Here is a 13,183-nt window from a genome sequence, read left to right on the forward strand (position 1 = left end):
CCGCCGCGCCCGGCCCGATACCCGCGCCCGGCCCGGCACCCGCGCCCGGCCCGATACCCGCGCCCGGCCCGATACCCGCGCCCGGCCCGGCACCCGCGCCCGGCCCGGTACCCGCGCCCGGCCCGGCACCCGCGCCCGGCCCGGTACCCGCGCCCGGCCCGGCACCTGCGCCCGGCTCGACGCTCCCGTCCTGCCTGGCGCCTCCGTCCGGCTCAACACTCCTGTTCTGCCCGGCGCCTCCGTCCTGCCTCGCGCCTCCGTTCGGTCCTGTGGTGCCGGTCATGCGAGGACCGCCGTGCGGTAGGCCGTGTCGGTGCGGGCGAGTTCGGCGTGGGTGCCCTCGGCTCCGACCCGGCCGCCGTCCAGCAGCACCACCCGGTCGGTCACAGCGAGCAGCGCCGGGCTGTTGGTCACCACGACCGTCGTCCGCCCCTGTCTCAACTCCCGTATTCCTTGGGCGATTCGGGCCTCGGTGACGGCGTCCACGGCCGTCGTCGGATCGTGCACGACCAGGACGGGCGGTCCGGCGCGCAGGGCCCGGGCCAGCAGGACGCGCTGCCGTTGCCCGCCGGACAGCGACCGGCCGCCCTCGCCCACCCCGGTGGCCGTGCCGTGCGGCAGTGACCGGGCGACCTCGTCGGCGTCGGCGGCGGCCATGGCGGCGACCGTCCTCGGATCCGGCTCCCCTCGGTCTCCGTCGTCCACTCCGTCGTCCACTCCTGCGTCCTCCGGCAGCACGTTGCCGGCCAGGGACCCCTCGAACAACGCGGCGTCGTGCGCGGCGACCAGCACCGCGGCGCGCAGCCCCGCCGGGTCCAGCCGGGTCAGCGGCACCCCGTCCAGCTCGACGGACCCCGACTCCGGGTCGGCCTCCCGGCCCAGGCAGCTCAACAGAGCGTCGGCACAGGCCGGGTCGGTGACCGCGATCCCGGTCAGCCGCCCGGCGGCCACGTCGAGGTCGAGCCCCGCCAGCCCGCCGAGCCGGACCCCGCGCAGCCGCAGCTCCCCGCGCACCACGTGCGGGACCGGCTCGTCCCCGCCGACGACGGCGGGCGGGACGGCGAGCACGTCCGCGATCCGGGCGGCGGAGGCCCGCCCCTGCGCCAGTTCGGCGTTGACCCAGGCGAACGTCTCCAACGGCCCCAGCAGGAACAGCGCGAGGCCCACCGCCGACACCAACTGCCCGAGGGTGAGGGAGCCGTCGAGCGCCAGCCGTCCGCCGACCCAGGCGATCAGCGCGATGAACCCGCCGGTCAGGGCCAGGACGAGTCCCGTCTGCCAGGACTCGGCGCGCGCGGCGCGCAGGGTGGCCGTGAGTGAGACGCCGCTGGCGCGCCGGTACCGCTCGACGGCCGCCTGCTGCGCGCCGAGCCCCTTGAGCACCCGCAGCCCGGCCACCAGGTCGGCCGCGACCCCGGCGGCGCCCGCGGCCCGGTCCTGCTCGGCCGCGCTGCGCCGCTCCAGCGGCTTGCTGAGCAGATGTCCGAGCCACAGCAGCACGGGCGTGCCGAGCAGCACGATCAGACCGAGCGTCAGAGAGGTGAGCAGCAGCGCCACGGCGCTCACGGCGATGCCCGCCACGGCCGATATCCCGCTCATCAGCGCCATGTTGACGGCGCCGACACGTTTCGCGTCCTCGGTGGCGACGTTGGCGAGCTCCCCGGGGAGCCGGTCGCTCTCGGCCCCGCCCCGCGCGTCGAGGACGCGGCGTACGACCGCCAGCCGCAGTTCGTGGGCGGCCTCCTCGGCGCCGCGTTCGCCGGCCCGCGCACCGAGCCGGAAACTCCACGACAGGCATACGTACATGACGGCCAGTACGGCCAGCCAGAGCACCAGCCGCCCGGCGTCCTGCCCGGCCACGGCCTGGTCGACGACCACGCCGACGAGCACCGGAACCAGGGCTTCCCCGAGCTGGTGCAGAGAGCCGAGCACCGAACCGGCCGCGACCCGCCGTCCCTGCCCTTTGACCGCGCTCCCCAGGACGTCCCGCCCCGACAGTTCCCCTGATCCCACCGGCCACCCTCCGGAGACGGTCAACTTAGGCAAGGCTACTCTAAGTAAATGCGGTGCCGTCAATCCCCGCGGTGGCCGCCCGTTGAACGGCCCGGACCGGCGTCACGTACCAGTTGCCGCGGACGGCACCGGGCCGCCCGGCGACGTCGCCGGCGCACGGAGGCCGGTGAACCAGGGGAAGGGCCGGACGATTTCAGTGCACTCGAGCAGCTCGGCGGGCAGCGCCCTCGACCTGGCCACCCCCGCTCGCCGGGAAGCGCAGGAGACGCGGGAAGCGCGGAAGAGGGGGGAGACGCCGGAGACGGGGGAGACGCCGGAGGCGCGGGAGGCCGGAGCCCGGGACCGCCGGCAAGTACGGGGCCTGGACGGTCTGCGTGGGCTGGCGGCCCTGTACGTCGTCCTGTTCCACTGCTGGCTGTACACCTTCCCCGGCTACCCCGACAGTTCGGCGCCGCCCTGGCTGGACGCCCTGATGTTCGGGCGGCTCGCCGTCGTCTTCTTCCTGGTGCTGTCCGGGTTCTCGCTGGCGATCTCCCCGGCCCGGCACGGCTGGCGGTCGGGTGGCGTGGGCGAGTTCCTGCGCCGCCGGGCCTGGCGCATCCTGCCGCCGTACTGGGCCGCGCTGGCCATGAGCCTGCTCGTCTCCTACCTCGTGGTGCCGGCCTCGCACTTCGGGCCGCCCACCGGCACGACGGTACTGGTGTACGGCCTCCTCACCCAGGACGTCGTCACCGCTCCGACGCCGAACGGCGCGTTCTGGTCGATCGGGGTGGAGGCCGAGCTCTATCTCCTCTTCCCGCTCCTGCTCGTCCTGCGCCGGCGGTGGGGCGCCGCGGTCCTGGCCGGGTGCGTCACGCTCCCGGTGGTCGCCGGCGGACTCATGGCGGCCGGCGCGTCCCCCGTGGAGGGCGACAACTGGCTCGCCCCGCATCTGGCTCCGGTGTTCGCCGCCGGTGTGATCGGCGCGGGCGTCATCAGCGCGTCCGACCGCGTCCGGCGGCTGCCGTGGGGGTGGCTGGCCGTCCTGGCCGCGCTGCCCGTCCTGGCGCTCGGTGCCCTCCGGGGTTCCGTGTGGACGGTGAACCACTACTTCTGGATCGACCTGGCCATCGCGCCTGCCATGACGATGCTCCTGGCCGCCGTCGCCACCGGCCAACCGGCCTTCCTCGTACGGCTGTTGACCACGCGCCCCGTGCGGGCCCTCGGCGACCTCTCCTACAGCCTCTACCTGATCCATCTGCCGATCGTCATGACGGTGATCCGCCGCGTCGCCCCGCACTTCGTGGCACGTGGACTGCCTACGTTCTGCTTCACGCTCGTCGTGGCCCTGCCGGTCGCGGTGTGCACGGCGTGGCTGTTCTCGAAGATCTTCGAGATACCGTTCAAGCGGAACAGGTCCTGGAAGTCCCTCGCTGAACACGGGAGTTCCTGGTGGACCGGCCGGAACCGGAAGGGCTGACCCGGAACGGGAGGGGCTGACCCGGAACGGGAGGGGCTGACCCGGAACGGGAGGGGCTGACCCGGACGGGAGGGGCCGACGGTGAGTCGGCGCCGGCCCGCCGTCACCGTCACCCCGTCGGGGCGGACCTCTGTCCTGACGGGGCGACCGCGTACCACTCGCCGTCCTTCCCCTGCCCGTTCACCTGACCGGCCGCCGTGTCGCCGACGTACCGGTAGAGCGGCCAGCCGGCGAGGGTCAGTTGCGTCTGACCGTTCCGGTGGACCGTACCGAGGAGGCTCTGCCGTACCCCCGAGGCCCGCACGGTTTCCGGCACGATGACAGGGATCCACGTCTTCGTGCACGTGCCGGAGCAGGTCCACTTCGACGGACTCGGCTGGTCCTTGTCGAAGCGGTAGAGGGCCATCCCCTTGTCGTCGGTGACGACGGTGCCGATCCCGTCGACCGCCTGGGCCGCCACCGCGGTGGTCACCCCCGGGGCCGTGCTCGCGGACCCGCCGCCGTCGCCCGGCGTCGAGGCGGCGGCCGTGGTGGAGGGCGCGGGGTCCGACGCGGCCGGCGTCACCGGGGCGACACTGCCGGTGTCGGCCGAGGAGCCGCAGGCACCCAGCAGGAACGCGGAGGCCAGCCCTACGACGAGGCTCGGAACGATGCGTCGCGGGTTCAAGGAGTCGCCCTTCGTCGGGAGTCACAGCTGCTTGCTCCGTCCAGTACGCGACCGACCCGCGCGCCTCTCACCAGCCACCGCCCCATGACGCACTCTTGACCATCACCGGCACCCCCCGACACGACGACGGCGGTGTACGGCAGAATGACGCCCACCGATGTGCGATGGCGCAGCCGTGACCGCAAGTGCCTTATTACATGCGGTTCTTGAGCATGCGAGGAGAGGAAGACGTGAGCGAGAACCAGGGCGCCACCGCCGCAGGGCAGCGACTCGACACCAAGACGGCGCACAACGCTCGCGTGTGGAACTACTGGCAGGGCGGCAAGGACAACTACGAGGTCGACCAGCAGGTAGGCGATCATGTTGCCGGAATGATCCCCGTCATACGCGACATTGCGCGCGCCGACCGGGAGTTCCTCGGCCGCGCCGTACGCTGTCTGGCAGAGGAACACGGCATCCGTCAGTTCCTCGACATCGGCACCGGTCTGCCGGCCCTGGAGAACACCCACGAGATCGCCCAGCGGATCGCCCCCGAGTCGCGGATCGTGTACGTCGACAACGACCCCATCGTGCTCGCGCACGCCCGCGCCCTGCTGACCAGTTCCCCGGAAGGCGCCACCGACTACATCGACGCCGATGTGCACGACGCGGACACCATTCTGCGCCTCTCCGGACGCACCCTCGACTTCAGCAAGCCCACCGCACTCATGCTGCTCGGCATCCTCAACTTCGTCCTCGACGGTGACGAGGCGCGGGCCATCGCACGTCGGCTCGTGGAAGCCCTGCCTCCCGGCAGCTTCCTCGTACTGACCCACCCCACCACGGAGCCCGAACTCGGCGGCGACCTCCAGCTCGAGGCGATGGAGTTCTGGAACGCCAACGCCAAGCCGCCGGTCACCGCCCGCAGCAGCGAGGAGGTCGCCCAGTACTTCGACGGGCTCACGCTCCTGGAGCCCGGGCTCGTGTCCTGCTCGCTGTGGCGGCCGGAGCCCGGGGAAGACCCCGCGGTCGTACCCCAGCTGGGAGCCGTGGCGCTGAAGCCGTGACCTTCGGCCTGCCCGTAGCCCGCCGCGCGCCAGAAGTCCGGGAGATACCGCCGCACCCCTCCGTGCCCAGCCACTCAGCGGGTCAAGGAGGAGTGCGGCGGCATCCGCGCGTCAGATGTCCCGGAAGATCTCGATCTGGGCGCCGATCGAGTTCAGGCGTTCGGCGAGGTCCTCGTAGCCGCGGTTGATGACGTACACGTTGCGCAGCACCGACGTGCCCTCGGCCGCCATCATCGCCAGCAGGACGACCACTGCGGGGCGCAGGGCAGGCGGGCACATCATCTCGGCGGCGCGCCAGCGGGTCGGGCCCTCCACCAGGACCCGGTGCGGGTCGAGGAGCTGGAGGCGGCCCCCGAGGCGGTTCAGGTCGGTGAGGTAGATCGCGCGGTTGTCGTACACCCAGTCGTGGATCAGCGTCTTGCCCTGGGCGACCGCGGCGATGGCGGCGAAGAAGGGGACGTTGTCGATGTTCAGGCCGGGGAACGGCATGGGGTGGATCTTGTCGATCGGCGCTTCCAGCTTGGAGGGGCGGACCGTGAGGTCGGTCAGGCGGGTGCGGCCGTTGTCCGCGAAGTACTCGGCGCTGCGGTCGTGGTCGAGGCCCATCTCCTCCAGGACCGCCAGCTCGATCTCCAGGAACTCGATCGGCACCCGGCGCACCGTCAGCTCCGACTCCGTCACCACCGCCGCGGCCAGCAGGCTCATCGCCTCGACCGGGTCCTCGGAGGGGGAGTAGTCCACGTCCACGTCGATGTTCGGGACGCCGTGCACGGTCAGGGTGGTGGTGCCGATGCCCTCCACGCGGACGCCCAGCGCCTCCAGGAAGAAGCAGAGGTCCTGGACCATGTAGTTGGAGGACGCGTTGCGGATGACGGTGACGCCGTCGTGGCGGGCGGCGGCCAGCAGCGCGTTCTCGGTGACGGTGTCGCCGCGCTCGGTCAGCACGATCGGGCGGTCGGGCCGGATCGCCCGGTCGACCTGGGCGTGGTACTGGCCCTCGGTCGCCGCGATGTCGAGACCGAACCGGCGCAAGGCGATCATGTGCGGCTCGATGGTCCGCGTGCCCAGGTCGCAGCCGCCGGCGTACGGCAGCTTGAAGTGGTCCATGCGGTGCAGCAGCGGACCGAAGAACATGATGATCGAGCGGGTGCGTACGGCGGCCTCGGCGTCGATCGAGGCCATGTCGAGGTCGGCCGGCGGCACCAGTTCCAGGTCCACCCCGTCGTTGATCCAACGGGTGCGCACGCCGATGGAGTTGAGCACCTCCAGCAGGCGGTACACCTCCTCGATGCGGGCCACCCGGCGCAGCACCGTGCGGCCCTTGTTGAGGAGCGAGGCGCACAGCAGGGCCACGCAGGCGTTCTTGCTGGTCTTCACGTCGATCGCACCGGAGAGCCGGCGACCGCCGACCACCCGCAGATGCATCGGGCCCGCGTAGCCCAGTGAGACGATCTCGCTGTCCAGGGCTTCACCGATTCGGGCGATCATCTCAAGGCTGATGTTTTGATTGCCGCGTTCGATGCGGTTGACAGCGCTCTGACTGGTGCCGAGGGCCTCCGCCAGCTGTGCCTGTGTCCAGCCGCGGTGCTGCCGGGCGTCACGGATGAGCTTGCCGATGCGTACGAGGTAGTCGTCTGACATGAGACAGAGGTTATCTCAGATATGAGATGGCACTTGTTGGGGGGTCCGTTCGGGTGACGTTGTGTCAACGAGACTACCCGTTCGGCCGATCGGTGAGGGGATTGCGTAGTTCTGCGGTGGTTGCGCCCACTATGGCGATGGCGGCCAGGCAGAGCAGACCGCCGCTGACGAGCGCCGCCGTACCCGAGGTGGCGTCCGCGACCAGGCCGCCGCGCAGGTTGCCGATGTCGGGTCCGGCCTGGCCGACGATCTGCTCGGCGGCGCCGACGCGGCCGAGCAGATCGTGCGGGGTGTGCAGCTGGACGACCGTGCTCCGGGACACGACGGAGACGGTGTCGGCGGCGCCGGCCGTGACGAGGAAGGCCAGACCGGCCCAGGGGTCGGACGACAGGCCGAACAGCGTCAACGAGGCGCCCCAGGCCGCGGCTCCGCCGAGCATGACCAGGCCGGGGCGCGGGGAGCGGGTGAAGGTTCCGGAGAACAGCGACGCGGCGACACCGCCGGCGGCGACGGCGGTGAGGAACAGTCCGAGGGTGCGCGGGTCGCCGCCGAACCGTTCGGCGTTGATCAGGGGGAACAGGCTGACGGGCATGGACAGTACGGTGGTGGCCAGGTCCGCGAGCAGGGCGCCGCGGACGACGGGGGTGCGGCCCAGGAACGCCAGGCCGGCCGGCACGCCGCGCGCACCGGGGCGGGCCGGCTCGGCCGCGGGTTCCGCCCGCGGCAGGCCGAACGCGCCGTACAGCGCGGCGAGGAAGGTCAGGGCGTCCAGCAGGTAGCAGGCACCCGCTCCCGGTCCGCCCACGACCAGTCCGCTCAGTGCGGGACCGAGCAGCATGGCGCCCTGGAAGGCGATCCGTCGCAACGCCAGCCCGGCGGCCAGCCGGTGCTCGGGCAGCAGGCGCGGCAGGACGGCTCGTGCGGCAGGGCCGCCGCCCGCGCCGCAGCAGGACTGGAGTGCGACCAGCCCCAGGACGCCGGCCGCGGGGAACCGGCCGAGGAAGGCCTGTAGCGCGAGAAGGAGCGAACACAGCGCCTGCCCGCCGGTCGTGAACAGGAGGAACCTCCGCGGATCCCCCCGGTCGACGAGCGATCCGGCGAAGAGTCCGAACGCGACGACGGGGATCGCCTGTGCCAGCCCGACGGCACCCGTCCACGTGGTGCTCCCCGTCAACTGCCAGACCTGGAACATCACGGCGACGAGTGTCATCTGGCTGCCGAAGCCGGACAGCGTCTGTCCGATCCACAGCCGCCGGAACGGGGGTGAGCTCCGTAACGGAGTCACGTCGATCAGCGTGCGTCTCATCCCCATCCGGGGTCCTCGGCCAGTTTCCCGGCGATCCGGTCGTGGAAGCTCCTGTGCTCCAGAGCCCGCTCGATGTCGGCGACGACCCGGGAGAGCGGGTAGGGGATCTCGGCCTCGAGTTCGGCCAGGGCTGCCTCGGTGGCCCGCCATTCCGCGGCCAGACGGCCCACGACGCGCCGGGCCTTGTCGGTGAGCGTCACCTGCCTGGTGCGCGCGTCGTCGCCCGCGACGGTCCGCACCCACCCGGCCTCGCGCATCGCCGCGACCTTCTGGCTGAGCGCCGAATGCGTGCGCTGGACCGACTCGGCCAGTTCCGCGATGGTCATGGGCCCATGGGCGTGCAGCCGGAGCAACTCCATGACGTAGCTGGGTCTGAGCCCGTCGATCTGCCGCTCGTCGTAGAGCCGGGCGATGTCGGCGTCCATCGCCGCCTGGAGCAGCCGCAGGGGCCGCCAGAGGCTCTCCTGCGTCGGATCGGGTGAACGGGGATCGGCCATGATCCGCATCGTAACAGTGCTTATATAAGCACTGTTACTTTGGCGGGATCAGACGGTGAGGACGAGCTTGCCCTGGAGGTGACCGCCGTCGAGCAGCCGGTGCGCGTCGGCGACGCGCTCGAACGGGAACGTCTCCTGCACGTGGACCCGGAGCCTGCCCTGTTCGACGAGTTCGACGAGACCTCGCAGGGCGACGGGATCGGGTTCCACCGCGATGCCGCTGAAGCGCATGCCGGCCGCCTCGTACCTGGCGATGAGCTCCGAATCCTCCTCGGCGACCGCCGTCACCAGGTGACCGCCCGGGCGGAGCACTTCGAGCGACCGCTCGACGGTGTCGCCGCCGATCGTGTCGAGCACGACGTCGACGTCGCGGACCGCCTCGGTGAAGTCGACCGCCGTGTAGTCGATCACCTCGTCGGCGCCGAACCCCTCGACGAACTTCCGCTTGCCTCCGCCGGCGGTGGTGATCACGTGCGCGCCGAACGCTTTCGCGATCTGGATCGCGACGTGGCCGACCCCGCCACCGCCGCCGTGGACCAGGACGCGGTCGCCCTCCCTCACGCCGCCGAGGTCGACGAGACCCTGCCACGCCGTCAGCCCGACGACCGGCAGTGCCGACGCCTCGACGTGCGAGAGCGACGCCGGCTTGCGTGCCAGGTGCAACGCCGGCGCCGACACGAACTCGGCGTACGCGCTCGCCGCCCGCGGGAACAGCGGCATCCCGAACACCTCGTCGCCGGGCCTGAACCGCCACGTCCCCGGCGCCTCCTCGACCACGCCGCTGATGTCCCAGCCCAGAACGAACGGCGGCTGGCCTATCAGGGGGAACTCGCCGGCGCGCAGGCGCGCCTCCAGCGGGTTCAGCCCGATCGCCTTGACGCGGACGAGAACCTCGGTCGGAAGGGGCTGGGGCTCGGGCGCGTCCACGATGGTGAGCACCTCGGGACCGCCGAGCGTCTGCTGGGTGATGACTCGCATGACTCTCCTGGCTCTGGAAGGGGAGAGCACCCAGGCTATGAATGTGACAGGAACCAGCAGGTACCTTCGGCGCGGGTACCTTTGGCGCCATGAGCGGTTTCGGTCCCGGGGATTGCTTTCTCGCCGACTGTCCGGCGCGTCTTGCGGTCGAGCTGATCGCCGACAAGTGGACGGTGGTCGTGCTCTACGGCCTCAGCAGGGGCCCGGTGCGCCACGGTGAGCTGATCGAGCTGATCGGCGGCATCTCCCGCAAGATGCTCACCCAGACGCTTCGGCGGCTCGAGGCGCATGGACTCATCCGCCGCCACGCCTATGCCGAGGTGCCGCCCCGAGTCGAGTACGAGCTCACCCCGCTCGGGGCGACGCTGATCGATCCGATCCACATGCTGACCGAGTGGGCGAGGGTGAACGGCGACGCGGTGCTCGATGCGCTCGACGCCGCCCCCGAGCCGGCCGCCCATGGCGAGAAGCCCGAACGACTCGGTTCGCTGAGCAGTCGACTCGATTGAGCGAGACAGGACGAGGAGCGCCCGGGCATGACCATCCGGCCCTGGTGTACTAGAGTTATCTCGACATCGAGATATCTGCCAGGCGCACCGGGACCGCCGCCCGACTAAGGGTTACCTAACTTAGCCTTACCTTAGTGGAACGGCCAAGTCGGCGTGGCGGCAGGATCGTGGTGGTACGCGCACATCAATGAAGGAGACTGTCGTGTCGGCGAACAGCTTCGACGCCCGCAGCACGCTGCAGGTGGGCGACGAGTCGTACGAGATCTTCCGGCTGGACAAGGTGGAAGGCTCGGCTCGCCTTCCGTACAGCCTGAAGGTGCTGCTGGAGAACCTGCTCCGCACGGAGGACGGCGCGAACATCACCGCCGACCACATCCGCGCCCTCGGCGGCTGGGACTCGCAGGCCCAGCCCAGCCAGGAGATCCAGTTCACGCCGGCTCGCGTGATCATGCAGGACTTCACCGGCGTCCCCTGTGTCGTCGACCTCGCCACCATGCGTGAGGCCGTGAAGGAGCTCGGCGGCGACCCGGCGAAGATCAACCCGCTGGCCCCGGCCGAGCTGGTCATCGACCACTCCGTCATCGCCGACAAGTTCGGCACCAACGACGCCTTCAAGCAGAACGTCGAGCTGGAGTACGGCCGCAACAAGGAGCGCTACCAGTTCCTGCGCTGGGGCCAGACCGCGTTCGACGAGTTCAAGGTCGTCCCGCCGGGCACCGGCATCGTCCACCAGGTGAACATCGAGCACCTCGCGCGCACGGTGATGGTCCGCAACGGGCAGGCCTACCCGGACACCCTGGTCGGCACCGACTCGCACACCACCATGGTCAACGGCCTCGGCGTGCTCGGCTGGGGCGTCGGCGGCATCGAGGCCGAGGCCGCCATGCTCGGCCAGCCGGTCTCCATGCTCATCCCGCGCGTCGTCGGCTTCAAGCTGACCGGTGAGCTGAAGCCGGGCACCACCGCCACGGACCTCGTCCTCACCATCACCGAGATGCTCCGCAAGCACGGTGTGGTCGGCAAGTTCGTCGAGTTCTACGGCGAGGGCGTGGCGGCCACGAGCCTCGCCAACCGCGCCACCATCGGCAACATGTCTCCCGAGTTCGGCTCCACCGCCGCGATCTTCCCGATCGACGGCGAGACCCTGAACTACCTGCGCCTGACCGGCCGCAGCGACCAGCAGGTCGCGCTCGTCGAGGCGTACGCCAAGGAGCAGGGCCTCTGGCTGGACCCGCAGGCCGAGCCCGACTTCTCCGAGAAGCTGGAGCTGGACCTCTCCACGGTCGTCCCCTCCATCGCCGGCCCGAAGCGCCCGCAGGACCGCATCGTCCTCGCGAACGCCGCCCAGCAGTTCAAGTCGGACGTCCTCAACTACGTCGACGCCGTGGACGAGGCCGGCAAGGAGTCCTTCCCGGCCTCCGACGCCCCCGCGGTCGCCCCGAACGGCGTCCCGTCCAACCCGGTCACCGTGACCGCCCCCGACGGCACCACGTACGAGATCGACCACGGCGCGGTCACCGTCGCGGCCATCACCTCCTGCACCAACACCTCGAACCCGTACGTCATGGTCGCCGCCGCGCTGGTCGCGAAGAAGGCCGTGGAGAAGGGCCTGACCCGCAAGCCCTGGGTCAAGACCACCCTCGCCCCGGGCTCCAAGGTCGTCACCGACTACTTCGAGAAGGCGGGCCTGACCCCGTACCTCGACAAGGTCGGCTTCAACCTGGTCGGTTACGGCTGCACCACCTGCATCGGCAACTCCGGCCCGCTGCCGGAGGAGGTCTCCAAGGCCGTCAACGACCACGACCTCGCGGTCACCTCGGTCCTCTCCGGCAACCGGAACTTCGAGGGCCGGATCAACCCCGACGTCAAGATGAACTACCTGGCCTCCCCGCCGCTGGTGGTCGCCTACGCGCTCGCCGGCTCCATGAAGGTGGACATCACCAAGGACGCCCTCGGCACCGACCAGGACGGCAAGCCGGTCTACCTGTCCGACATCTGGCCGACCGAGGCCGAGGTCAACGACGTCGTCGCCAACGCGATCGGCGAGGACATGTTCAACAAGTCCTACGCCGACGTCTTCGCCGGCGACGCCCAGTGGCAGTCCCTCCCGGTCCCGACCGGCAACACCTTCGAGTGGGACGCCGAGTCGACCTACGTCCGCAAGCCCCCCTACTTCGAGGGCATGCAGCACGAGCCGGCCCCGGTCACCGACATCGCCGGCGCCCGCGTCCTCGCCAAGCTCGGCGACTCGGTCACCACCGACCACATCTCGCCCGCCGGCGCCATCAAGGCCGACACCCCGGCCGGCAAGTACCTCACCGAGCACGGTGTGGAGCGTCGTGACTTCAACAGCTACGGCTCCCGCCGAGGCAACCACGAGGTCATGATCCGCGGCACGTTCGCCAACATCCGCCTGCGCAACCAGATCGCGCCGGGCACCGAGGGCGGCTACACCCGCGACTTCACCCAGGCCGACGCGCCGGTGGCGTTCATCTACGACGCCTCGCGCAACTACATCGAGCAGGGCATCCCGCTGGTCGTCCTGGCCGGCAAGGAGTACGGCTCCGGCTCGTCCCGCGACTGGGCCGCCAAGGGCACCGCGCTGCTCGGCGTCAAGGCCGTCATCGCCGAGTCGTACGAGCGCATCCACCGCTCGAACCTCATCGGCATGGGCGTCCTGCCGCTCCAGTTCCCGGAGGGGGCCACCGCCGAGTCCCTCGGTCTGACCGGCGAGGAGACCTTCTCCTTCACCGGCGTCGAGGAGCTCAACAACGGCACCACCCCGCGCACCGTCAAGGTCACCACCGACACGGGCGTCGAGTTCGACGCGGTCGTCCGGATCGACACCCCCGGTGAGGCCGACTACTACCGCAACGGCGGCATCATGCAGTACGTGCTGCGCAGCCTGATCCGCAAGTAGTCAGCAGTGGCCCGCAGGGGCCTGTGAGGGCCGCGTCCCCGGTCAACGGGGGCGCGGCCCTTTCGCGTTGCCCGCCACCGGCCGTCGCTCCCCGTGCGTGTTGCCTACACGTGACATCGCCAAAGCTCAGTCGGAACACAGGGTTCC

The 13,183-nt window shown here is 70.9% G+C and carries 10 protein-coding genes and 1 pseudogene; 5 read left to right on the forward strand and 6 right to left on the reverse strand.

Annotation, left to right across the window (positions count from 1 at the left end; genetic code table 11):
• Positions 1–304: pseudogene (locus tag MB828_RS04065) on the forward strand (hypothetical protein); the annotation flags it as partial.
• Here MB828_RS04065 and MB828_RS04070 read toward each other — a convergent pair.
• Positions 280–2,013 carry an ABC transporter ATP-binding protein gene (locus tag MB828_RS04070; protein ID WP_301646953.1) on the reverse strand — a complete coding sequence of 578 codons (1,734 nt, stop codon included), beginning with the start codon at positions 2,011–2,013 and terminating at the stop codon, positions 280–282. The pseudogene MB828_RS04065 and the gene MB828_RS04070 sit on opposite strands and share 25 nt — an antisense overlap.
• Before the next feature lie 196 nt (positions 2,014–2,209).
• On the opposite strand from MB828_RS04070, the gene MB828_RS04075 reads away from it, so the two are divergent.
• Complete coding sequence (locus MB828_RS04075; RefSeq protein ID WP_301646954.1) at positions 2,210–3,472, forward strand: acyltransferase family protein; 1,263 nt, start codon at positions 2,210–2,212, stop codon at positions 3,470–3,472.
• A 109-nt stretch (positions 3,473–3,581) separates the two neighbouring features.
• Here the strand turns inward: MB828_RS04075 and MB828_RS04080 are convergent, their stop codons facing one another.
• Positions 3,582–4,139, reverse strand: a complete 558-nt coding sequence (locus MB828_RS04080; RefSeq protein ID WP_301646955.1) for a hypothetical protein — start codon at positions 4,137–4,139, stop codon at positions 3,582–3,584.
• Between the two features lie 212 nt (positions 4,140–4,351).
• Here MB828_RS04080 and MB828_RS04085 point away from each other — a divergent pair, with 212 nt between their 5' ends.
• On the forward strand, positions 4,352–5,185 hold the full coding sequence (locus MB828_RS04085) for an SAM-dependent methyltransferase (protein WP_301647043.1): 834 nt from the start codon (positions 4,352–4,354) through the stop codon (positions 5,183–5,185).
• Positions 5,186–5,296: 111 nt separating this feature from the next.
• Here the strand turns inward: MB828_RS04085 and MB828_RS04090 are convergent, their stop codons facing one another.
• The 4 genes from MB828_RS04090 to MB828_RS04105 all read right to left on the reverse strand — a co-directional run bounded on the left by MB828_RS04090 (position 5,297) and on the right by MB828_RS04105 (position 9,607).
• On the reverse strand, positions 5,297–6,826 hold the full coding sequence (locus MB828_RS04090) for a helix-turn-helix domain-containing protein (RefSeq protein ID WP_046729145.1): 1,530 nt from the start codon (positions 6,824–6,826) through the stop codon (positions 5,297–5,299).
• Between the two features lie 73 nt (positions 6,827–6,899).
• On the reverse strand, positions 6,900–8,138 hold the full coding sequence (locus tag MB828_RS04095; RefSeq protein WP_301646956.1) for an MFS transporter: 1,239 nt from the start codon (positions 8,136–8,138) through the stop codon (positions 6,900–6,902).
• The gene (locus MB828_RS04100; RefSeq protein ID WP_430381326.1) at positions 8,129–8,629 is read right to left on the reverse strand and encodes a MarR family winged helix-turn-helix transcriptional regulator; all 501 of its coding nucleotides are present in this window, start codon (positions 8,627–8,629) and stop codon (positions 8,129–8,131) included. The genes MB828_RS04095 and MB828_RS04100 overlap by 10 nt, the downstream gene beginning before the upstream one ends.
• A 48-nt stretch (positions 8,630–8,677) precedes the next feature.
• Positions 8,678–9,607, reverse strand: coding sequence for an NADP-dependent oxidoreductase (locus tag MB828_RS04105; RefSeq protein ID WP_301646957.1), 930 nt, complete (start codon positions 9,605–9,607; stop codon positions 8,678–8,680).
• Between the two features lie 89 nt (positions 9,608–9,696).
• Between MB828_RS04105 and MB828_RS04110 the strand changes: the two genes are divergently transcribed.
• Together MB828_RS04110 and acnA are read left to right on the forward strand one after the other, a co-directional pair.
• Positions 9,697–10,116, forward strand: coding sequence for a winged helix-turn-helix transcriptional regulator (locus MB828_RS04110; RefSeq protein ID WP_301646958.1), 420 nt, complete (start codon positions 9,697–9,699; stop codon positions 10,114–10,116).
• Positions 10,117–10,318: 202 nt separating this feature from the next.
• On the forward strand, positions 10,319–13,036 hold the full coding sequence (gene acnA, locus MB828_RS04115; protein WP_301646959.1) for an aconitate hydratase AcnA: 2,718 nt from the start codon (positions 10,319–10,321) through the stop codon (positions 13,034–13,036).
• Positions 13,037–13,183: the final 147 nt, after the last annotated feature.

Origin of the sequence: Streptomyces arenae, from assembly GCF_022343545.1 — a bacterium.
Lineage (GTDB): Bacteria > Actinomycetota > Actinomycetes > Streptomycetales > Streptomycetaceae > Streptomyces > Streptomyces humi.

Excerpts from the sequence above, each read along its gene's own strand:
- MB828_RS04085 (WP_301647043.1), top strand. The coding sequence starts at position 4,352 with ATGCGAGGAGAGGAAGACGTGAGCGAGAACCAGGGCGCCACCGCCGCA.
- MB828_RS04090 (WP_046729145.1), bottom strand. The coding sequence starts at position 6,826 with ATGTCAGACGACTACCTCGTACGCATCGGCAAGCTCATCCGTGACGCC.
- MB828_RS04095 (WP_301646956.1), bottom strand. The coding sequence starts at position 8,138 with ATGGGGATGAGACGCACGCTGATCGACGTGACTCCGTTACGGAGCTCA.
- MB828_RS04100 (WP_430381326.1), bottom strand. The coding sequence starts at position 8,629 with ATGGCCGATCCCCGTTCACCCGATCCGACGCAGGAGAGCCTCTGGCGG.
- MB828_RS04105 (WP_301646957.1), bottom strand. The coding sequence starts at position 9,607 with ATGCGAGTCATCACCCAGCAGACGCTCGGCGGTCCCGAGGTGCTCACC.
- MB828_RS04110 (WP_301646958.1), top strand. The coding sequence starts at position 9,697 with ATGAGCGGTTTCGGTCCCGGGGATTGCTTTCTCGCCGACTGTCCGGCG.